Source organism: Coprococcus sp. AF99-45, assembly GCF_027663865.1.
In the GTDB taxonomy this organism is placed as follows: Bacteria; Bacillota; Clostridia; order Lachnospirales; family Lachnospiraceae; genus Allocoprococcus; species Allocoprococcus comes.
The window spans coordinates 1-20,595 of sequence record NZ_JAQDGZ010000030.1; the positions used below are offsets into that span (position 1 = coordinate 1).

General features: G+C 42.5%; 19 protein-coding genes and 4 tRNA genes. 8 read left to right on the forward strand and 15 right to left on the reverse strand.

Going from position 1 to position 20,595, the window contains the following annotated elements; translation table 11 throughout:
* Positions 1-47: 47 nt before the first annotated feature.
* From PGR14_RS14720 to PGR14_RS14730, 3 genes are all read left to right on the forward strand, one after another.
* A complete protein-coding gene (locus tag PGR14_RS14720; protein WP_005330993.1) occupies positions 48-368 on the forward strand; it encodes a hypothetical protein in 321 nt (106 codons plus the stop codon).
* 142 nt (positions 369-510) lie between these two features.
* Entirely contained in the window at positions 511-1,344 is an 834-nt protein-coding gene (locus PGR14_RS14725; RefSeq protein ID WP_173794097.1) for a rolling circle replication-associated protein, read from the forward strand.
* Positions 1,337-2,593 (forward strand): tyrosine-type recombinase/integrase, encoded by a 1,257-nt coding sequence (locus PGR14_RS14730; protein ID WP_008373044.1) that lies wholly within the window; start codon positions 1,337-1,339, stop codon positions 2,591-2,593. Before PGR14_RS14725 ends, PGR14_RS14730 begins: the two co-directional genes overlap by 8 nt.
* An 83-nt stretch (positions 2,594-2,676) precedes the next feature.
* On the opposite strand, the gene PGR14_RS14735 is transcribed toward PGR14_RS14730, so the two are convergent.
* From PGR14_RS14735 to PGR14_RS14755, 5 genes are all read right to left on the reverse strand, one after another.
* A tRNA-Leu gene (locus PGR14_RS14735) sits at positions 2,677-2,762 on the reverse strand.
* 68 nt (positions 2,763-2,830) lie between these two features.
* Positions 2,831-2,912: transfer RNA gene (locus PGR14_RS14740), tRNA-Asp, on the reverse strand.
* A gap of 90 nt (positions 2,913-3,002) precedes the next feature.
* A complete protein-coding gene (locus PGR14_RS14745) occupies positions 3,003-3,917 on the reverse strand; it encodes a C39 family peptidase (protein ID WP_055297631.1) in 915 nt (304 codons plus the stop codon).
* A 394-nt stretch (positions 3,918-4,311) separates the two neighbouring features.
* On the reverse strand, positions 4,312-5,067 hold the full coding sequence (locus tag PGR14_RS14750; RefSeq protein ID WP_055155992.1) for a tRNA threonylcarbamoyladenosine dehydratase: 756 nt from the start codon (positions 5,065-5,067) through the stop codon (positions 4,312-4,314).
* Between the two features lie 74 nt (positions 5,068-5,141).
* Entirely contained in the window at positions 5,142-5,804 is a 663-nt protein-coding gene (locus tag PGR14_RS14755; protein WP_055249457.1) for a 4'-phosphopantetheinyl transferase family protein, read from the reverse strand.
* A 235-nt stretch (positions 5,805-6,039) separates the two neighbouring features.
* Between PGR14_RS14755 and asnB the strand changes: the two genes are divergently transcribed.
* Together asnB and PGR14_RS14765 are read left to right on the forward strand one after the other, a co-directional pair.
* On the forward strand, positions 6,040-7,875 hold the full coding sequence (gene asnB, locus PGR14_RS14760; protein ID WP_055249455.1) for an asparagine synthase (glutamine-hydrolyzing): 1,836 nt from the start codon (positions 6,040-6,042) through the stop codon (positions 7,873-7,875).
* A 362-nt stretch (positions 7,876-8,237) separates the two neighbouring features.
* Entirely contained in the window at positions 8,238-8,519 is a 282-nt protein-coding gene (locus tag PGR14_RS14765; protein ID WP_055155989.1) for a type II toxin-antitoxin system RelB/DinJ family antitoxin, read from the forward strand.
* Positions 8,520-8,661: 142 nt separating this feature from the next.
* Here the strand turns inward: PGR14_RS14765 and PGR14_RS14770 are convergent, their stop codons facing one another.
* Complete coding sequence (locus tag PGR14_RS14770; protein ID WP_055249453.1) at positions 8,662-9,606, reverse strand: AEC family transporter; 945 nt, start codon at positions 9,604-9,606, stop codon at positions 8,662-8,664.
* 137 nt (positions 9,607-9,743) lie between these two features.
* On the opposite strand from PGR14_RS14770, the gene PGR14_RS14775 reads away from it, so the two are divergent.
* Positions 9,744-9,818: transfer RNA gene (locus PGR14_RS14775), tRNA-Pro, on the forward strand.
* Between the two features lie 114 nt (positions 9,819-9,932).
* Here PGR14_RS14775 and PGR14_RS14780 read toward each other — a convergent pair.
* Entirely contained in the window at positions 9,933-10,505 is a 573-nt protein-coding gene (locus PGR14_RS14780; protein ID WP_055249451.1) for an HD domain-containing protein, read from the reverse strand.
* Between the two features lie 306 nt (positions 10,506-10,811).
* Positions 10,812-12,044 carry a replication initiation protein gene (locus tag PGR14_RS14785; RefSeq protein WP_008371101.1) on the reverse strand — a complete coding sequence of 411 codons (1,233 nt, stop codon included), beginning with the start codon at positions 12,042-12,044 and terminating at the stop codon, positions 10,812-10,814.
* Positions 12,045-12,866: 822 nt separating this feature from the next.
* On the opposite strand from PGR14_RS14785, the gene PGR14_RS14790 reads away from it, so the two are divergent.
* A complete protein-coding gene (locus PGR14_RS14790) occupies positions 12,867-14,234 on the forward strand; it encodes a sodium-dependent transporter (protein WP_055155987.1) in 1,368 nt (455 codons plus the stop codon).
* Positions 14,235-14,449: 215 nt separating this feature from the next.
* Positions 14,450-14,522 (forward strand) — tRNA-Lys (locus PGR14_RS14795).
* 187 nt (positions 14,523-14,709) lie between these two features.
* Here the strand turns inward: PGR14_RS14795 and PGR14_RS14800 are convergent.
* The 7 genes from PGR14_RS14800 to PGR14_RS14830 all read right to left on the reverse strand — a co-directional run bounded on the left by PGR14_RS14800 (position 14,710) and on the right by PGR14_RS14830 (position 20,587).
* Entirely contained in the window at positions 14,710-15,324 is a 615-nt protein-coding gene (locus PGR14_RS14800; RefSeq protein WP_008371107.1) for an adaptor protein MecA, read from the reverse strand.
* Positions 15,325-15,445: 121 nt separating this feature from the next.
* On the reverse strand, positions 15,446-16,063 hold the full coding sequence (locus PGR14_RS14805; protein ID WP_008371109.1) for a V-type ATP synthase subunit D: 618 nt from the start codon (positions 16,061-16,063) through the stop codon (positions 15,446-15,448).
* 12 nt (positions 16,064-16,075) lie between these two features.
* Positions 16,076-17,449: a V-type ATP synthase subunit B gene (locus tag PGR14_RS14810; RefSeq protein WP_270223639.1), complete on the reverse strand. Its 1,374-nt coding sequence runs from the start codon at positions 17,447-17,449 to the stop codon at positions 16,076-16,078.
* 14 nt (positions 17,450-17,463) lie between these two features.
* A complete protein-coding gene (locus PGR14_RS14815) occupies positions 17,464-19,275 on the reverse strand; it encodes a V-type ATP synthase subunit A (protein WP_416387374.1) in 1,812 nt (603 codons plus the stop codon).
* Positions 19,226-19,816: a V-type ATP synthase subunit E gene (locus PGR14_RS14820; RefSeq protein WP_008371117.1), complete on the reverse strand. Its 591-nt coding sequence runs from the start codon at positions 19,814-19,816 to the stop codon at positions 19,226-19,228. The genes PGR14_RS14815 and PGR14_RS14820 overlap by 50 nt, the downstream gene beginning before the upstream one ends.
* 25 nt (positions 19,817-19,841) lie before the next feature.
* Positions 19,842-20,150 (reverse strand): V-type ATP synthase subunit F, encoded by a 309-nt coding sequence (locus PGR14_RS14825; RefSeq protein WP_008371119.1) that lies wholly within the window; start codon positions 20,148-20,150, stop codon positions 19,842-19,844.
* 2 nt (positions 20,151-20,152) lie between these two features.
* Positions 20,153-20,587, reverse strand: coding sequence for an ATP synthase subunit C (locus tag PGR14_RS14830; RefSeq protein WP_008371120.1), 435 nt, complete (start codon positions 20,585-20,587; stop codon positions 20,153-20,155).
* Positions 20,588-20,595 lie beyond the last annotated feature (8 nt).

Below are 20,595 nucleotides of genomic sequence, written 5' to 3' on the forward strand. Positions count from 1 at the left end.
GATTATCTTAATATCTGATAATCAGATATTCGTAAGGAGGTGAAACGATGATTAGAGGAAATGACTTTATTTTAAATCCAGACAAACTGCAAGAGGAATTTCAGTTAGTAGAAGTTTCTGACTGGGTAGACTTTTCTACAAAAGAAAAATTAGGATTCTACTATACAGTTCTTCTTCCAAAATTAAAGTTTGAAAAAGTCAAAGTAGGCATTAAGGCTAACACAGCGATTGTTACCAACGAAGAACTTGAACAAAAAGGGCAGATTCCAGTCTCATTTGATGGATTACATACTTGGGCTAGTCTCTATAATGGACGTCTTTCTGTCAAAGCAGAAGCTTCCAATATCAGAAAAGTGGGAATGAAATAATTTCCCTACTATGTCAGCCAGTCAGTGCCGGACAACGTCATAGGTGCTGAACTGGCTGACCTCTATACTTGATATATAAAACAACATCTTCCGAAAACAATCGGAACATTCATTACAAAAATTGGGATATGAGGTGAGATTCGTGAGCAAAACAAAAGAGTGTTTTGCATACAATACGAAAATCATTGAAACTCCTACTACAAAAGAAGTATATATTTACGAAAACCCTATTTTTATTCACTCGAAAGAAAAGGCAGATTTAACAGACACAAGTAACCGAAAAAAATTTGATGAAATGTCAGCTCATAAGCAATATGACAGTTTAAAACGCAAGCAGAAGCATTACGAACAGGCTCGTTGGGATATTGCCCGTATTGTTGACTGCAACTTTGATAACAAAACAAAATTTGTAACGCTGACATTTAAAGAAAACATTCAAGAAATCCTGATAACTAACCGAGAATTTAAGTATTTTATCCAGCGATTAAATTATTATTTGTACCATACCAAAACCCAGTTATTAAAATACCTTGCAACGTGGGAGAAACAGAAGCGTGGAGCAATCCATTATCATGTTATTTTCTTTGATTTTCCGTATATAGCAAAAGAAAAATTACAGAATTTATGGTCACATGGATTTATTAAAATCAATCGCATTGATGTAGACAGCAAAGAAAACAGAGGTCGTTATCTTAGCAAGTATTTTGGAAAAGACCTTGATTTGAAAGAACATAAGAAAAAAGCCTTTTTCAAATCTCAAAATCTGAAAGTTCCACACGAAACAAAAGTTATGCTGACCGAAGACATTTTACATGACTTACAAAAAGAAAATATCGTCTTTCAGAAAGAATACACAAGGCAAATTTACGATACCAACGCTTTCTTATCTACTGGTTCATGCTTAAAGGACAGCAGTGTTATCTACATCAAAATTAAAAAAGAAAATCCTTGCGTAAAGGGGGAATCTTATGGATAATCCCGTTACGTTTTCAGATATAACATTATTGAATACGTTAGCCACCTGTGCTAACATGACCACAGATGAAGTCTTCAAAGATTTTAAAATTATGGCAAATAAAAAAATCTTGGAGAATCACAAATATGAAATTTATTACTCGGAATCAGAAAAAAGCTGGCGTACTTATTTACCCGATGAAACCAAACCTAACAAACGCCGTCCTGTCAAGAGGAAGAGTAAAGAGAACCTTGAAAAAGAAATCATCAGATTTTATATCGAAAAGCAGAAAGCTGAAAACCGTCAGAATGTCACACTGGAAGAATTATACGCTGAATGGCTTTTGTATAAAAGAGACTATACTTCCGTAAAAGCAAAGACAATTCAAGAATATGTATCTGAATGGAATAGATTTTTCAAAGATACAGAACTTGTTAAAATGAAGATAGGCGAAATCAAACCAATCACGCTTATCCGCTTTTTCAGAGAAGCTACAAAAGACCGACAGTTCACTCACAAGCGAGTCAGTAATGCCCGTTCTGTTTTGAATGGAATAATGAGTTATGCGATCGAAGAAGAAATTATATCACATAATCCTGTCTCTGATGTGAATTTCAAACAGTTTACCTATAAGCCAGTAGAAGTACAAAGTGACAATGTATTTTCCCGTGATGATACGCATAAGTTATTAAATTATCTTCGGTGTATCATAGAGCCATATTCTCTTGCAATACAGTTATCTTTCTATCTGTTTATCCGTGTTGGAGAAACAAAAGCTATCCGTTGGGAAGATATTGACTACAATAACAGGCTTGTATATCTTCACAGACAGGCGACCTGTGAACGTACATTGAATGATGATTTAACATTCTCAAGCCGAAAAGTAAAAGTAGTAAATCAAATGAAAGGAAATACTTCTCATGGATTCCGTAAACAGTTCCTTACAGACGAAGCACTTAAAATTCTTCACAAAGCAAAGGAATTAAATCCAAATGGAATATATGTCTTTGAACCCAACGGCGAGATTATGACAACAGACAGCTTTAATCGCCGTTTGAAGAAATATTGCAAAGAAGCCGGTGTTCCTTATCATTCCAGTCATAAAATCCGCTTTTACAATGCTTCAACAGCTTTTGACGGAAATAATCTTACAACCCTTAGTTATTTAATGGGACATAGTGAGACAGCTACAACATTGCATTACTTGCGGAATGTCAATAAGAGGAAGAATGACAGGCTTGCTTTTCAGAATCTTGGTATTTCATCATAAAGTGTTCAAAGGTGTTCAAACATTTTAAAACAAAAAAATAAGAGAAACGCTGTAAATTCAACGTCTCTCCCATTTTTAACGAATGCCGCAGACCGGAATCGAACCGGCACGGGTCTCACTACCCACGGGATTCTAAGTCCCGGGCGTCTGCCAGTTCCGCCACTGCGGCAAGAGATGCTCAAACGGTTTCTGCGAAAAGCATACGTGCTCTGCACTGTCTTTTCAACCTCGCATCAATGGGCGGAGGTGGATTCGAACCACCGAAGCAAATTGCAGCAGAGTGACAGTCTGTCCCCTTTGGCCACTCGGGAATCCACCCATTTTGTCTCTCGACAATATCTATTTATATCATAAATAAAAGAAAAGCGCAAGGGAATTTATCCAATTCTCCTGCACTTTTTCCAAATTTTTATACCCAGAATGACCACGCTGCATTCATCTGATTTATAATTGTATTCAGATCCCATTTCTTACGGCTGTTGATCTTACTGTTCGGATCATTGATCAGTACCTTGCCCTCCTCTGTCAGCCCGGAAAGGACGATAAAATGTCCCTGGTTTGTAAAATCACCCGGTCCCATACTGCAGATGATCGGATGTCCTGCCGAAAGCTCGGATTTGAGAGTGTCTTCTGACCAGTTTGTAAGCTGTGCAGAGTTTATTCCAAGTTCTGAAGCTCCTGCAGTCATAAGCGTCCAGTCTGTTCCGACTTCATCTACATAATATCCCATATTGACACTCATATCTGCCACATACTTCGGTGTAAATGAAGTATTGCCTGTAAGTCCTGTCGCCACCATGGAAAGGCTGGTCGGTCCGCATCCACCCATTCCGATATTCTCGGAACCATAAGATGCATATCCCCATACTTCGCTCCACTGGAAATATACCGGAATATGGTTCTGGATTCTATAATCTTTCAAATCTACCGCCTGAAGTCCCTGCGCACTGAGTTCTTCCTCTGATCGTGCTGACTGTTCCGGATAATCAATCACCCACTGCAGTGCTTCCTGATGATCAAACAGCCATGTCAGCAGATCATCGGAATACTTTTCTCTGTTCAGAATGATTTCCTTCGTCTCCGGGTTTTTCTTATATAATTCGCCCAGCTGGTCTTTATACTGGTCAGAATCCAGCACCTCCTGGACTTTCTCAGCTTCTATCTCTTCTGGTGTCTTTGTTTCTGTCTCTATCTTTGTCTTGGCAGAGGATGTCTTTTTTGCAGATTTCTTTGCATTTCCACTTCCACAAAGCATCAGGATCACAGCCAACACGATAATTCCTGCTGCTGCAAGAATGCCTGCTTTATATAGCTTTCTTTTCATCCTTTGTACTTCCCGCTTGCGCCTCGCTATTTTTTTCTGGCGCTGCTCCGCTCTTTTCCTGTCTTCTCTCATCATATGTCTATGGTTCTTCCTTCCTTAAACGACATCTCGTTAATGTTTGTTCCTTTTTACGCATATTTCAGCCTTACTTTAACATATTTCTTCATGAGAAAACAGTCTTTTCCGACAAGTTTAGAATTTTTTAAGTTTAAAGCTCTGTATAATTACTCTCCAGAGTTACCTCTGTTTCCTGATCTCCGATACAGATCGTATAAGATTTTCCGGAAAATCTGTGAAAAAAAATGAAACAAAAAAGCCAGGCATTTGCTGCAAGTTCTGACAGCAAATGCCTGGTTTTAATATGCGCCCCACAGGGGCGCCCGCGATTTTATTTTTATTTTGCACAGAGGTCCTTCACTACTTCCCCTGCTATAATCAGTCCGACTACAGATGGCACAAATGCCACACTTCCCGGAATATCTCTTCTCTCCGTACATTTATGCTCTGCTCCTGGCGGACAGATACAATGGTTTCTGCAGCTGATTGCCATGTCCTCGATTGGTCTGGTCGGTTTCTCTTCTGAATAAACAACTTTCAACTTCTTAACATGACGCTTCTTTAACTCCCGGCGCATAACTTTTGCAAGCGGACACATCTGTGTCTTATAGATATCAGCCACTTTAAATGCACTTGCATCCAGCTTGTTTCCGGCTCCCATACTGCTGATGATCGGCACATTCATTGCCTGCGATTTCATGACAAGCTCAATCTTTGCAGTCACCGTATCAACTGCATCAACTACATAATCATACTCATCAAACGGAAATTCATCTGCATTTTCCGGAAGGAAGAAGCATTTGTGGATCCGCACATTCACGTCCGGATTGATTTCCAGCATTCTCTCCTTCATAACATCTACTTTGTATTTTCCTACCGTCTTTCTGGTTGCAATGATCTGACGGTTTAAGTTGGTCAGACATACCTTGTCATCATCGATCAGGTCAAATGCCCCGACTCCGCTTCGTACCAGTGCCTCACATACATAACCGCCGACTCCGCCGATTCCAAATACGGCAACTCTTGAATTCTTCAGTTTATCCATCGCCTCTTTGCCAAGAAGCAGTTCTGTTCTCGAAAATTGTGTAAGCATCTTCTTCTCCTTCTTCTCTCATAAAATACCTGTAAACTCTTAACCAATCCACTTCTTGTTTCATTGGCTTATTTTCAATCTTTAAGTTCCACAATCATTTCTCTTTTGTAAATATCTGTCATATCCAAAATATTTTCGTCAAAATTCGGATTCGTTGAGCACACCGCAATCCTTGCTCCATCTGTCTGATATTCTTTTAAATAATAAGCTTCCCGGATCTCTTCCGGCTGCCTTAAAAAAAACGGATCTCCCTGCTTCGGAATCTGGATCTCGCTGGTATTCAATCCCATCACAAGACCTTTGCGCGTCGCTTTTAAAAAGCTTTCTTTTAAAACCCAGTAGCGGTAAAACATTTCCGTCCGCTCTGCTTCATCTGCATTCCGGATTCTCTCATATTCAGAAGAACAAAAATATTTTTCTGCCAGCCTTTCATGATATTTCCGCATGCATTCGATGTCGCAGCCTACCCTCTCTCCGGATACGCCTGCGCTGCACAGAACATATTTCCCAGAATGTGATAAATTAAAGGACTGCCCTGCATCTTGCGGTATCTTGTGTCTCTCCTGTATCTTCATCCAAAGATACCATGCACCCACGCTTTGAGCCTGATCCTCCCTGTGCTTCAGCCGGTCTGCTTTTTCCTGTCGGAACGCCGGAACTTTTTTATAAATTTTTTGATAATTTTTCTCATTAAGCAGATCAGATATATCTGCCAGGAAAGTTTTCACCTTTTCCATTTCCCGGATTCCCCTTTTCTTTGCCGGCTTTTACGCATTTATCCGCATTTTTCACTATATAACACCTGTAAAAAATATGCAAGGAATATCCTACTGATTTTATTGGATATTCCTTTCCGGTTTTTTATCCCTTGTTAATCTTATATAGACTATGGTATAATAAATAAATCTACAGGCAAAATTAAGTTACTATAATATTTTTAATATGTATCAATTCAGAAAGGATGTGCAATTTATGTGTGGATTTGCAGGCTATTATGGCGCCGGCGATTTTAATAGAGAAGAAGTCATCGACCAGATGGGTGAACGCATTGCCCACCGCGGACCTGACAGCAAGGGAAGCTTTGTTGATGACTATGTAGCCCTTGGCTTCCGCCGTCTGAGTATCATCGACCTTGAAGGCGGATCTCAGCCGATTCACAGTGCAGATGGCAAACATGTCATTATTTTCAACGGAGAAATTTACAACTATCAGGAAATCCGTAAAGAACTGATTGAGAAACACGGATGTCAGTTCCAGACAAACTCCGATACAGAAGTTATTCTTCAGGGATACAAAACCTATGGCGAAAAAATTGCTTCTATGCTCCGCGGAATGTTCGCATTTGTAATTTACGATAAAGAAACTCACAACTTATTCGGAGCAAGAGACTACTTCGGAATCAAACCATTCTACTATGCACAGATGAATGGAAGCCTTTTATTTGGTTCTGAGATCAAGTCCTTCCTGGCTCACCCACATTTTCATAAAGAGGTCAACAAAGATGCCCTCAAGATGTACCTGATTTTCCAGTACACCCCACTTCTTGAAACCATGTTCAAAGGTGTATTCAAACTAGAACCGGGAACATACTTCACTTATGATGGAAAAGAACTTAAGAAAACAAAATACTTCGATCCGACTTATGCAAAGAAAGACCGCAGCTTTGACGAGACAGTAAAACTCATCGGTGAGACAATTCAGGATTCTGTTGATTACCATCAGATTGCTGATGTAGAAGTAGGATCCTTCCTTTCAGGTGGTGTTGATTCAAGCTACATCGCATCTACTGTAAAACCGATGAAGACCTATTCCGTAGGATTTGAAGTCGGCGGATTCGATGAGACAACCTTCTCCAAGGATCTGTGCGATATCCTTCATATGAGCAATGCAAAAAAAGAAATCTCTTCTGACGAATTCTTCGATGCTCTGCCGGAGGTTCAGTATCATTCCGATGAACCACATGCCAACCTTTCCGCTGTTCCGCTGTACTATCTGTCACAGCTCGCAGCCAAAGATGTAAAAGTAGTCTTAAGTGGAGAAGGTGCAGATGAGATGTTCGGTGGATACGAGACATATATCCCAAGCAAATCCGGTGATATGTACCGCAAGATCGTACCGGCATCTATCCGTAAAAAACTCGGAGACTGGGCAAAACACCAGCCTGACAAGAGAGGACTTAACTTCCTCAAGAGAAATGCAACTTCCGTAGAAGATTCCTACATCGGACAGGCATTCATCATGGACAACGAAGAAGCAGATGAAGTACTCGCTCCTGCATACAAGAGCAAGATGCGCTACCAGGACGTAACCAAACCGTACTTCGACCAGGTAAAAGATCAGGACGACCTTCATAAAAAGCTCTTCCTCGATATGCATCTGTGGCTGCCACACGATATCCTGCTCAAAGCAGATAAGATGACCATGGCACACTCCCTCGAACTGCGTGTACCATACCTCGACAAAAAAGTCTGGGAACTCGCCCGCAGCATCGACAGCAAATACTGCGTAGACGGCATGGAAACCAAAAAAGCATTCCGTACCTCCGCCCTCTCCCACATCCCAATGGACTGGGCAAAACGTAAAAAACTCGGATTCCTCGTACCATTCAGAGTATGGCTCCGGGAAGATAAATACTATAATAAAGTAAAAGAAATGTTCCAGAAAGACTTCGTATCCGAATTCTTCAATCAGGACTTACTGCTGAAATGGTTGGAAGATCATAAGAATAAAGTTGGAAATTATCATAGAAAGATTTATACAGTATATTCATTCCTACTGTGGTATGAACAGTACTTTGTTCTCAGATAGAGCAGTGCCAAAATAAAAAAACACCCAAATTTCATGCTCGCATGAAAATTTGGGTGTTATTTTATTTTGATAGAGCGATAGCTCGCACAGCGAATGAACCGCCAGGTTCACGAGCTGTGGTGCACTGCTCCTCCCCTAAATCATTCGACCAACAACCCCCTCTTACCTACAACACACATCCATCCAAGGGGAACAGCGCCAGCGCCTTCCCCGCCCCCGGCATCCATCTCCCCAGCGAACAGCGCCAGCGCCTTCGCGCCCCTCTAACAGCAGCTCATATATAATGTGTTTTTTCGTGCAATATATTGATATTTTCGTGCATTTGCCATATAATATCTATATCATAAAAAGAGGTGATTACTATGGCAAAATCAACAACAAGTAATATCAGCATTCGTATGGACAGCGATCTCAAAGCTGCAGCCGAAGCTCTTTACGAAGAACTCGGTATGAATCTCAGCACAGCTTTCAATATTTTTGTCCGCCAGTCTCTCCGCGAAAGAGGAATTCCTTTCAAAATTACAGAAGGAACTCCAAGTAAAGAAACCGTCTCTGCTATGCTTGAGGCAGAAAGGATTGCAAAAGATCCTAACATCAAAGGATACCATGATGTTAATGAACTTTTTGCAGATCTTGATTCATGACAAAATATGAAATCAAAAATACCACTCAATTTCGAACCGGCAGTCACAGCGACTTATTTAATCTTTAAAAAATAGAAGCAACTAGTCAATGGTGTGCTACCACAATTCCCATTTTAACTAGCTGCTTCTATTTTTATTCTTCTTACACCAACCCAAATGACCTCAACACATCCAGCCACATCGTAAGCGTAAACGCACTCAACAACGTCGTCATCATAATCACCCCGGAACTAAGCGTCCCCTCATGTCCCATATTCCTTGCCATAACAAAACAGCTGACCGTCGTAGCAGATCCAAGCATTACCAAAATCGCAATCAGCTCTTCATTTCTAAATCCAAGAAGTGCCGCCATCGGCAAAAATATCGCACAGAATCCAACCAGCTTCATAAACACAGCAACAAGTGTAGGCTTCATCTTCGATGTTGCCTTTTTCATCTCAAAGGTTGCACCCATCGACATCAGTCCCATCGGCGTCGCTGTCGCACCGATACTTGATACCGTCTTATGTAAAATCGATGGCATCGGAAACTTAAGTGCAGACCAGACAAATCCCGCCACAATTCCAATAATGATCGGATTCGTTGCAATCCCCTTCAGCGTTTTCTTTACCAGCGCCTTATCAAAAGAATTATTCCCCGGTTTAAACACTGAAAGCACCACAACCGCCATAATATTATAAAGCGGCACACTGCCGATGATCATAAGCGGTGCCATTCCCGCAGTTCCGTAAATATTCTGGATAAAAGCAATTCCAAGAAGCGCCGCACTGCTCCGGTAAGTCGCCTGTATAAATTCGCCTTTAACGCTCCGATCTTTCCACAGCAGTGAAATCAAAGTTGATATCGTAATACTGATCGCCGTCACCACAAAACAAAAAAGAATAAACTTAATATCCCATACTTCCGAAAAATCCACAGTCGCCAGCTGTTCAAACAGCAACACCGGAAGCGGAACCAAAAATACAAACTTGTTCATCTTTGCTGCAAAGACTTCATCCATCCACCCCAGTTTTCTGAATAACATTCCAAGTAACATCATTAAAAATATCGGAATCGTCGCATTCAGACTGAAAATTAAATTTTCCATAATCGTTCCTCATCCTACTCATTTATATTTGCATATCGTTATTTTGAACTCTTTCCAGAAACCTGTCAACAGCACTTTCTCACATCAAAAGAATGATTGAGATTTAACACAATTTATACTATAATAAAATAACACTTCGGGGTATGGCTCAGCTTGGTCAGAGCGCACGGCTGGGGGCCGTGAGGTCGCAGGTTCGAATCCTGTTACCCCGATTTATAAGTGAATTTTTACTTATCATATATAGAAAATAAGCCTGGACATTCGCCCCGGCTCAGCATGAATATGCAGTATTACATTTCCAATGCAACTATTATGAAAATTTTTTATTAGTCTTTCTGTTTGCTTTCTTCAATCTTCCGCTTGGAATCTTTCCTCACTTCATCCCGAAGCCTTTGGATATATTCCGTAAACTTACATTCTTCATTCCCATACGTCATCTGAAGATCATACTCCAACGGAATCCATGTCGAGATATCCGCCTCATTATGCTGGATCAGCGCCTCCAGCTTATCCAGTGATTTATAAAGCCTCGCCTCCTGTGTCTCCATTGTTTCCATCTCTTCAAATAATGCCTTCCATTCTGCACGGACCGGTTCCGGAAGTATATCCGTCAGCTGCTCCACCTTTTTATTCTCAACCTTTCGGTCTTTATCCGTCTTTTCAAATGCCGGAATATCTCCGGTGATCGCCTCACCCATATCATGGATCAGACACATTTTTATCACCTTATCCATATCCATCTCCGGAAATTCATCCCCAACCAGCATTGCCATCAACGCCAGCCGCCAACTGTGCTCTGCCACACTCTCCAACCTGCCACTTGAAGTATACGAATGTCTGGTGTTACATTTCAGTTGTTCCGCTGTCTTTAAAAAATCCAGTAATCTTCTTATTTCCATAATTTTCTTCCGTTCCTCCATAATTTAAGATACCAGGGTCAAAATACCTTTTGATCCCAACATCTACTTTAATTTTCCATCATACAATAAGACAATCGAGTAGGCTGACTCCTACTCGATTCGTATACTTTGTACCCTATCTCGCTTAACAGCTCGATGATGTACATTCGCCAAGTACAGGCTCATCGTATACACAAAATCCCTGGGATGCTACCTGCCTCTTTGCAAATAGCATCCCAGGGACACATTCTTCCACTTAACTTGTGTACCATTTAGGTAATAACTCTGCTTTTCGCAGAAAATACCCTACTCTTTTTTCACTTTTTCGCGCTCTTCTATGTATTCCTGATAAAGATCCAGTGTCATCTGCGCTTCTTCCAGCGTCTTTCCTTTGAACTTGGATACTTTTTCGTTCTCATACCACTTTTCTTCGATACATTTTCTGAGCCATCCGACCAGATTATTGATGTATGCCTGCTCCTGTGACAGCTTAAAAGCTTTCCGGATCACATCCGGCTGGTTATCGGATACCTGAAGCAGCACCTTAATCTCCTGAATCGTGATCGGTTCATTTCCAAAAATATCAGCAACTTCTAAAATCAGTTTTTCATTAACCGGAGTTTTCTTTGCAGCCAGTACATTTGGCGCAATCTCTTCGCCCTCTTCTTCTCCGGATGGCATACGCTGAAGATCTGAATGATGGATACACTTCGGATTCTTCTTTACAAAGAAACGGATTCCTGTAACCTTTCCGCCCTTCCCGCTCTTAACCGGCTCATAATCAAAGCAGATCTCGGAATACTCGGATTCTTCCAGCTCTTTTTTCGCAACTTCAAGTACTTTTCTACGGAAATTACGCCAATCTTCAAACGGTGCATCCTTAATCTCTGCAAGCGCTTCTTCAAAACGTCCCTGCTCAACAAGACGTTTTACTGCTTTAGATGCATTTGCATCCACTACATTCAGTGTAAATTTAAGCTCTGCGATCGTGTATGGATTCTTCGGCGGTCTCGGTACGATCAGCTGGTCACACTGTTCCCTGTCAAAACGATAATACTGGGTTCTCAGGATTTCGTAAACACGGGTTGTGAACAGGGATTTAAAAGAGCACAATACATCAAGACTCATACGGGTATAGTCTTTTTTCAGGTTATAGATATGAGGTTTCATCTCTTTAGTAAATCTGGTTGTAAACACGCCATCTCTATATTCACATTTATTCACTACATTGAACATGATGAAGTTCTCTTTTTCGTCGTCCTCGATACTTACTACATGTCCCAATGTCTCTTTTGATACTTCTTTCAGACGAGAATAGATGGAGTTTCCTGTTATATGAAGATAATTCTTAACATCCTTGGTGGAAACCTTTGCGATCAGCTCACCGTCTTCTACATATGCTTTTGCGATTGCAATATTAAGAAGCTTTCTTTCAAATAATGATGTACTGGATTTACTTTCGATCAGCACATTGGACCGGGAGACCGTATCATGATCCAGCAGTTGTTTCTCTTTTGGTTTTTTCTGTGTTTCCTTCATCGCTCATACCCCTTAATTGTTTTCTTCTGTATTATTGTGTACTTTTGAGGTGTATTAAAATCCCCTCTACACCCCATATAATCCCTTATTGTGTACCATTCGGGGTAACCAACCCCTTTATATTGGGGATTTGTGTACCAAAAAGGAACACCCTCCCCTAAAAAGTACCCCATAAAATGGGGTTTCTGTCTTTTTTTACGTTTTGTGTACGTTTAAGGTGTGTATTGTTCTTTTCGTGTACCATTAAGGTACCTTTTTTGATAAAAATTGTGTACCAAAACGGTACGTCTAGGTTGATTATATACAAGAACCCCCCTCTTGTAAAGCCTTTTTTTAAATTTTTTCGACACTTGTGTACAGAAAAGGTAAAATCGCCAACCCTTCAAGTACACTGCGTAACCCCGCAAAGTAAACAACAACCCCCATATATGTACACCTCTTTGCCCTTTGAAGTAAACAACTTCCCCCGTTTCCGTACACAAAATATGCCCCGAAATGCGTCAACCACGGGCTTTTTCAGCCCTCCTAATATAAACAAAGGAATTTTAATAAGCTGTTGTTATCTTTAATATATATATACATGCAAATTTTCACCCCAAAAGGTACACATCTGGCAATTTCGTGTACTAAAAAGGGGAAAATTAAAATTGTCAGGTGGCTTCGCCAATAAAAATATAAACAATCATAGACAATTTCCCAGTAATTCAGTATAATTCCTCTGTGGATATTCTGAAAAAAAGTTATCCACAAGCTTGTCGAAAAATGTGGATAAGTATCATTTCGGCAAGTTATCCACAATTTAATAGAATGAGAGGATTTTTTATGCAACGAGAAAAATTTTCTTCAAGACTCGGATTCATCCTTATTTCTGCAGGATGTGCGATCGGTCTTGGTAATGTCTGGCGTTTTCCTTATATTGTAGGAAAATATGGTGGAGCAGCATTTGTTCTTATTTACCTTGCATTTTTACTGATTCTTGGACTTCCGATCATGGTAATGGAATTTTCTGTCGGAAGAGCCAGTAAAGTAAGTGCGGCGCTTTCCTTTGACCGGCTGGAGCCAAAAGGAACGAAATGGCATTGGTATAAGTATGGAGCTATGGCCGGAAACTATCTGCTGATGATGTTCTACACAACAATTGCAGGCTGGATGGTCCAGTATTTCATCAAGATGATGACTGGTGAATTTGAGGGAAAGGATACTGCCGCTGTTGCAGGTGTGTTTTCCGATATGCTTGCAAAACCCGGAACAATGACTTTCTTTATGATCATTGTTGTTGTTGGATGTTTTGCAATTTGTGGAATGGGGCTTCAAAATGGAGTGGAAAAGATCACAAAGGTTATGATGCTGCTTCTGCTTGCACTGATGTTGATCCTTGCAGTACGTTCTGTAACGCTTGATGGGGCTTCTGAGGGGCTTCACTTCTATCTGGCACCGGATTTCCACAAAGTCGTGGAATATGGCTTATTTGACACGATTTTTGCCGCTATGGGACAGGCTTTCTTCACATTAAGCCTTGGAATCGGCGCAATTGCTATTTTCGGAAGCTATATCGACAAATCCCGCAGTCTTACAGGAGAAGCAGTCCTGGTAACACTTCTGGATACCTTTGTTGCTTTGATCGCGGGTCTGATCATTTTCCCGTCATGCTTCGCATATGGGGTGGATCCGGGAGAAGGTCCGAGTCTGATCTTTATCACACTTCCGAATGTATTTAATTCCATGGCAGGCGGAAGAATCTGGGGAGCCTTATTTTTCTTATTTATGATTTTTGCTGCGGTATCGACCGTAATCGCCGTTTTTGAGAACATTTTATCCTTTGCCATTGATTTGACCGGATGCAGCCGGAAAAAGGCTGTAATCGTCAATATCGTGGTTGTGGCGGTACTTTCCATGCCTTGTGTTCTCGGATTTAATGTATGGAGTGGATTTATGCCGTTCGGAAAAGGTTCCGGAGTACTGGATCTGGAGGATTTCCTGGTAAGTAACAACCTGCTTCCACTTGGAAGTCTGATCTATCTTCTGTTCTGTACAAGCCGTTATGGATGGGGATGGAAGAACTTCCTGAAAGAAGCGGATACCGGAGAAGGATTGAAATTCCCGAAATGGGCGAAATTTTATGTAAGCTATATCCTGCCGCTGATTGTATTATTTATCTTTGTACAGGGATATATCAGTAAATTTATGTAGGATAAGAAAAAAACCACCCTAAAAGGTACACAAAAAAGATCATGTGTTCGAATTTCGGACGGTACACATGATCTTTTTTATATGTGCCTTGGCACATTCTTTTTCAGAAAAAAAATCTATTTAAAAAAATTTTAAAATTTATGAAAAAAAAGCTTGCATTTTTTATAGCTGTCTTATATAATAAATCTTGCGTTACGGAAAACCGAATAATGTATGCGCTTTTAGCTCAGTTGGTAGAGCAGTAGACTCTTAATCTATTTGTCCAGGGTTCGAATCCCTGAAGGCGCAGTATCAGCACTGTTTTTGATGAATTAGCATCGGGGACGGTGCTCTTTTTTTTGGATCTGTTTCTACAGATGGAGACATATGTAAAAGTAATCGTTTATTTCATTTGCGGAAAGTTACTGGATCTGTGGAAAAATAAAGGAAAATCTATTTCGTGTACTAAAAAGGGGACTATTTTAGTCCCCTTCTACTACATCTTGCATAAAATATTGATTGCATCCTTGTTCAGGAGGCATTTTTCATGTTCATTCAGATAGGCTTCAGAAATTGCATCTTTTTCGACCATGCCACCGAATTCACCGGCGGATACGATGCGCTGAGCCTTTTTATTGCCGTCTTCTGTATTCGGGAAGTCTACCATCAGGTAGTAGACACCGTCATCTTTATACAGACGGCTTTCTGATGCCTGACCGTATCCAAGGATCTTGCAGAAGTCGATTGCATTATCCAGACTTGGAAAGAGAATCTGCCAGCGAACGGTCTCTTTTTCACTGCTGTCAGGCTCGATCAGCATACCGGAAGCTTCAGAACCATCTTTTTGGATGGATTCCAGAGAATTCTCAGCCTGGCAGGAGATCGACAGCATCAGGCTCCGGTCAGGAAGAAATGCACCGTAAAATCCCTGGATTCCATTGTCTGTGTTAAGCCCAAGAACTTCTTTCCCTTTCTTGAGAAGAAGATTCAAAAATTCTTCGGTACGCTCCCTGTCCTGTGTCAGATCTTCCAGTGAGTAGCCAAGTGCGGCAATCTCTGCTTCTGTGATAAGGCAGTTCATTCTGGTGTCGGATACTTTCCAAAAAGTCATATGCTCACCCCCTGATTTGTAAAATCTATTGCTTTTGTAATCTTATTTGTTCTATAAGTTATATAACAAAACGGGTATATTGTCAATATATTTTCTATATTTTATGATTTTTTCAGAAATATTATTTGTTTTTCATTCGTTTGATCACTTTCAGTCGGGTAAATTCTTCCCGTTCCTTCTCTTCCAGTGCATTTGTAATCGTATATACGAGATTGTCATACATCGGAATCGTAATATTTTTCAGGGCATTTGCCCTTTTCTGTGTCTTTTTGATACTTGAAGCCAGCCGGTACGCTGCATTTTCTACCTCAGAAAGCTTGAGTGTCAGCTCCTTTACACGGCAGAATGCATCACGGGCGATATCGATTGATTCTCTGGAAGTACTGAATGCATAGGTTGGTCTGGTATTTTCTTTTTCGTACTTCACTTTCGGGATTTCTGTTCCCATAATGCTTCGCGTCTGGATGCGGATAGAATCCTCGATCGGAACTGTATAGGCAAGTTCTTCTACTGTACTGATCCCGTGCTCGATATTCGCCCTCTGAAGGCACTGATAGGCATAGGTGAAGGTTTTATCGATTTCTTCCTGAATATCCTTTGCTTCGTCGATTAAGCCCATCAGCTCGCGGATCAGAATGTTCCGCTTCTTGTCCATCAGCTCATATCCCTGTCTGGCAAGTGTCAGTGAATTTTTCGCAAGTATCAGATTTCCCTTGGTGGGAAATGAACGTGGATCCATAGACTTCCCTCCTTAGCCTTTGTAGTATACGTCAAGAATCTTGGTATCGACACGGTCAAGTTCTTCTTTTGGAAGGATTCTAAGCAGTTCCCAGCCAAGATCCAGGGTTTCCTCGATGGTACGGTTTTCATTCGGTCCCTGGCCGATATAACGCTCCTCGAATGCCTTTCCGAATTCCAGGTATTTCTTGTCAATCGGAGAAAGCTCGTCTTCTCCGATAACGGAAGCAAGATTCCGAGCCTCTCCTACTTTAGCATATGCAGAGAAAAGCTGGTTTGCCAGATCCTGGTGGTCTTCCCGGGTATATCCTTTTCCGATACCGTCTTTCATCAGACGGGACAGGGACGGAAGAACGCTGATCGGCGGGTAGATTGCCTGTCCGTGAAGATTCCGGTCAAGTACGATCTGTCCTTCGGTGATATAACCGGTCAGGTCAGGGATCGGGTGGGTAATGTCATCATTTGGCATGGTCAGGATCGGGAGCTGTGTGACAGAACCATTTACTCCTTCTACGATTCCTGCACGTTCATATAAGGTGGCAAGTTCACTGTACAGATATCCCGGATATCCTTTACGGCTTGGGATTTCTCCTTTGGAAGAAGAAACCTCACGCATGGCTTCGGCAAAGGAAGTCATATCGGTAAGAATGACCAGAATGTGCATATTTTTTTCAAATGCAAGGTATTCAGCGGCGGTCAGTGCAACCTTCGGGGTGATCAGACGCTCGACGACAGGATCGTTGGCAAGGTTCAGGAACATTGCCACATGGTTTGCAACACCGCTCTCCTCAAAGGTTCTGCGGAAGAAATCAGCTACGTCATGCTTGACACCCATTGCGGCGAATACGATGGCGAAATCCTCATTCGTGCTGCCGCCCAGAGAAGCCTGCTTTACGATCTGTGCGGAAAGCTGGTCGTGCGGAAGACCGTTGCCGGAAAAGATCGGCAGCTTTTGTCCACGGATCAGTGTGGTCAGTCCGTCAATCGCAGAAATTCCGGTGCGGATATAGTTACGAGGGTATTCACGTCTGACCGGATTTAACGGAAGTCCGTTGACATCGCGCACCTCTTCAACCGTGATCGGTCCAAGGTCGTCGATCGGTTCGCCGATTCCGTTAAAGGTTCTTCCAAGCATTTCTTCGGACAGACCGATTTCCATCGGATGTCCGGTAAGTCTGGTGTGGGTATTGTTAAGAGACATATTTTCCGTGCCTTCAAATACCTGGATGATTGCTTTGTCCTTGTAGACCTCCACAATACGTCCCATTTTGTGTTCTTTGCCGTTTACGACAAAATCTACGATTTCATCATAAAAAGCATCCTGAACGCCTTCCAGCGCGATCAGAGGGCCGTTAATGCTGCTGAGGCCTAAATATTCAATTGCCATTTTATTTTCCCTCCTTACGCGTTCTTTTCCATGATGCGGTCATGGAAAGCATCAATGTCTGCCAGATACTGGTCAAGAAGCTGAAGATTGTCATTTGGAACATCGTATTTGATCGCAATGACACGTTCAAAAATATTTTCCTCCTTGAGGACAGACATTGGCATATTCATGGCTACCAGTTCGCGGCAGCGTTTGTATAAATATAAAATGATTTCCATCATTTTGTACTGCTTCTGCAGAGAGACACAGGTATCATCCTTGTGGAATGCATTCTGCTGCAAAAATCCGAGACGGATGACTCTTGCGATTTCCAGAACCAGTTTCTGATCGTCCGGAAGTACATCACTTCCGATCAGCTTTACGATTTCCATCAGGCTGCTCTCCTGGTTCAGAAGTGCCATGATGCGGTTGCGGTAGTCAACGAATTTGGGTGATACATTGTCGTGGTACCAGGCGGCGAGATCGGTCAGATACTCGCTGTAGCTGGTCAGCCAGTGGATCGCCGGGAAATGTCTTGCGTAGGCAAGGCTCTTATCAAGTCCCCAGAAGCAGCGGACGAAACGTTTGGTGTTCTGTGTGACCGGCTCGGAGAAATCGCCTCCCTGCGGTGATACGGCGCCGATGATGGTCACGGATCCGTCACTGCCATTTAAGTTATGCATCATGCCTGCGCGCTCGTAGAAAGCAGACAGACGGCTGGCGAGGTAAGCCGGGAAACCTTCTTCTGCCGGCATCTCTTCCAGACGGCCGGAAAGCTCACGTAAGGCTTCCGCCCAGCGGGAAGTAGAGTCTGCCATGATCGCTACGTCATAGCCCATGTCACGGTAATATTCAGCCAGGGTAAGTCCGGTATAAATACTTGCTTCACGGGCAGCTACCGGCATGTTGGAGGTATTGGCGATCAGAGTGGTTCTGTCCATCAGCGGATTGCCGCTCTTTGGGTCCACAAGCTCTGAAAACTCTTCCAGCACCTGTGTCATTTCATTTCCACGCTCGCCGCAGCCAATATAGATGATAATATCGGCATCAGACCATTTTGCGATCTGGTGCTGGGTCATGGTTTTTCCGGTACCGAATCCGCCTGGGATTGCGGCAGTTCCACCCTTTGCGATCGGGAACATGGTATCCAGGATCCGCTGTCCGGTGATCAGAGGGACACTTGCCGGGAAACGGTAGCTTGTCGGGCGCGCCTTACGGATCGGCCAGTGCTGTATCATGTTGAGCTGTTTTTCTGTTCCGTCGGAAAGCCGCAGAGTGACAAGTGTATCTTCAATCCGGTAATCTCCGTCCGACGCGCAGCAGATTACTTCACCTTCCACATCCGGCGGAACCATACATTTGTGTACGATCGCACTGGTCTCCGGAACCTCCGCTATAATATCTCCGCCATGAAGGTAATCTCCTTTGGCCACGGTGATGTGGGTATCCCATAATTTGTCGCGGTCAAGCGAATCAACGCTGACGCCGCGGGTGATAAATGCACCGCCGCCCACATTTGCGATCTGCTCAAGCGGGCGTTCGATTCCGTCAAAAATATTGTTCAGGATTCCAGGTGCCAGAGTTACAGATACCGGACTTCCGGAAGCCTCTACGATTTCTCCCGGTTTCAGCCCGGAAGTCTCTTCATAGACCTGAACAGTCGTGATGTCTTTGTCCAGGGAAATGACTTCGCCAACCAGCTTTTCCTTTCCCACATAGACCATTTCCGACATCATGAATCCGGTGTCACCCTTCAGATAGATGACCGGACCGTTTATTCCATAAATAGTTGCTGTCTTATTCAATTCCTGCACCTCCTGCTGCAAAACTGAACTGATGATATTCATAATCGACTGCAGCCTGGAAGCTGTGATCGATCAGAATATTACGGCCTCGGATTACAGCACGCATACCGCCCATAAAATCATATTCACTGATGGTGATCGTCATGCCGGTACGTTTTTCCAGTTCTGTCTGTTTCTCCTTATCAGAAGGAGAAATATAAATGGTCATCTCCTCGCCATCTGCAAAGCGTGCGGCTTCGCGGATTTTGCTGCAGAGATAGTCCAGATATTCGTCTGTTTTTGTAAAGTCAGAAAGAAGCTCCTTTACTTCATCAAACAGCCTGACTTTTAATTCATTCTGTGTTTGGCCAAGAGCACGTTTCAGTTCGGTTTCGGCTTTTGCCGCAGCTTGATTTACCTGCCTTCTGGCTCTTAAGGTCTCGGATTTGATGCGGACCTCAGACTGTGCGGTCGCTTCTTTTTTATGCTTTTCAAATAAAGATTCAAGCGCTTTTTTGTGATTGTCAATGATCGCATTTCCTTCAGAACGGGCTTCAGTCATGACCGTTTCCTGTAAATGCGCTATTTTCTCTTCAAGCGTCATTGTCTCACCTTCTATGCCTTTCTAGTTAAAGTTTCAGTCCAATCGCTTCATTGACGTATGAGGTAATGAAATCCTTTTTACGTCCTGTTCCGTGTCTGTCCGGAATTTCGATCAGAAGAGGCATCTTTCTTTTTAACTTGATCTCATCGATGAGATCCGGAAATTCTCTTCCAAAGCGTTCCGTCAGAAGAATGATACCGATCGACTTGTCGTTCATGGCAGTTTCCAGCGCATCACGCAGCTCCTGCTTTTCATGAACTACGACACCGTCCACGCCGGCAAGCCGCATTCCGGTATAAGTATCCACGTTGTCACTGATCAGATACATTTTCATGATTACAGTCTGCTGATGATCATGAAGGAGATGATAAGACCGTACAGGCATACACCTTCTGCAAGACCTACGAAGATAAGGGATTTACCAAGGACGCTGGAATCCTCGCTGATAGCTCCAAGAGCTGCGCTTGCTGCACTTGCTACGGCAATACCGCCACCGATGCAGGAAAGACCGGTAACAAGAGCTGCTGCAATGTAACCAAGACCGGTTGCAAGGCCTGCGCCTGAGGCAGCGGCGTCTGCCGCATGTACCGGTACACTTCCAAAGAGCATGATCCCTGCTACAAGGAAGGTTCCAAAGTAAGAAAGAACATTGAAGGCAAGTGCACATTTATAACGTCCTTTATTTTTTTCTCCGAGCAGGTAATATCCGAATGGAATGAAAATGCTTAAAACCAGTGCGGCAATGAGAATAAGTTTAGTTGCTAAAGTCATGATAATTT

What these genes read in the sequence shown, in the direction of transcription:
- PGR14_RS14820 (WP_008371117.1), bottom strand. Translation starts at nt 19,816, where the DNA reads ATGACGCTTGAAGAGAAAATAGCGCATTTACAGGAAACGGTCATGACT.
- PGR14_RS14780 (WP_055249451.1), bottom strand. Translation starts at nt 10,505, where the DNA reads ATGGAAATAAGAAGATTACTGGATTTTTTAAAGACAGCGGAACAACTG.
- asnB (WP_055249455.1), top strand. Translation starts at nt 6,040, where the DNA reads ATGTGTGGATTTGCAGGCTATTATGGCGCCGGCGATTTTAATAGAGAA.
- PGR14_RS14770 (WP_055249453.1), bottom strand. Translation starts at nt 9,606, where the DNA reads ATGGAAAATTTAATTTTCAGTCTGAATGCGACGATTCCGATATTTTTA.
- PGR14_RS14785 (WP_008371101.1), bottom strand. Translation starts at nt 12,044, where the DNA reads ATGAAGGAAACACAGAAAAAACCAAAAGAGAAACAACTGCTGGATCAT.
- PGR14_RS14790 (WP_055155987.1), top strand. Translation starts at nt 12,867, where the DNA reads ATGCAACGAGAAAAATTTTCTTCAAGACTCGGATTCATCCTTATTTCT.
- PGR14_RS14755 (WP_055249457.1), bottom strand. Translation starts at nt 5,804, where the DNA reads ATGGAAAAGGTGAAAACTTTCCTGGCAGATATATCTGATCTGCTTAAT.
- PGR14_RS14805 (WP_008371109.1), bottom strand. Translation starts at nt 16,063, where the DNA reads ATGGATCCACGTTCATTTCCCACCAAGGGAAATCTGATACTTGCGAAA.
- PGR14_RS14825 (WP_008371119.1), bottom strand. Translation starts at nt 20,150, where the DNA reads ATGAAAATGTATCTGATCAGTGACAACGTGGATACTTATACCGGAATG.
- PGR14_RS14720 (WP_005330993.1), top strand. Translation starts at nt 48, where the DNA reads ATGATTAGAGGAAATGACTTTATTTTAAATCCAGACAAACTGCAAGAG.
- PGR14_RS14830 (WP_008371120.1), bottom strand. Translation starts at nt 20,587, where the DNA reads ATGACTTTAGCAACTAAACTTATTCTCATTGCCGCACTGGTTTTAAGC.
- PGR14_RS14730 (WP_008373044.1), top strand. Translation starts at nt 1,337, where the DNA reads ATGGATAATCCCGTTACGTTTTCAGATATAACATTATTGAATACGTTA.
- PGR14_RS14815 (WP_416387374.1), bottom strand. Translation starts at nt 19,275, where the DNA reads ATGAATATCATCAGTTCAGTTTTGCAGCAGGAGGTGCAGGAATTGAAT.
- PGR14_RS14750 (WP_055155992.1), bottom strand. Translation starts at nt 5,067, where the DNA reads ATGCTTACACAATTTTCGAGAACAGAACTGCTTCTTGGCAAAGAGGCG.
- PGR14_RS14800 (WP_008371107.1), bottom strand. Translation starts at nt 15,324, where the DNA reads ATGACTTTTTGGAAAGTATCCGACACCAGAATGAACTGCCTTATCACA.
- PGR14_RS14810 (WP_270223639.1), bottom strand. Translation starts at nt 17,449, where the DNA reads ATGGCAATTGAATATTTAGGCCTCAGCAGCATTAACGGCCCTCTGATC.
- PGR14_RS14765 (WP_055155989.1), top strand. Translation starts at nt 8,238, where the DNA reads ATGGCAAAATCAACAACAAGTAATATCAGCATTCGTATGGACAGCGAT.
- PGR14_RS14745 (WP_055297631.1), bottom strand. Translation starts at nt 3,917, where the DNA reads ATGAAAAGAAAGCTATATAAAGCAGGCATTCTTGCAGCAGCAGGAATT.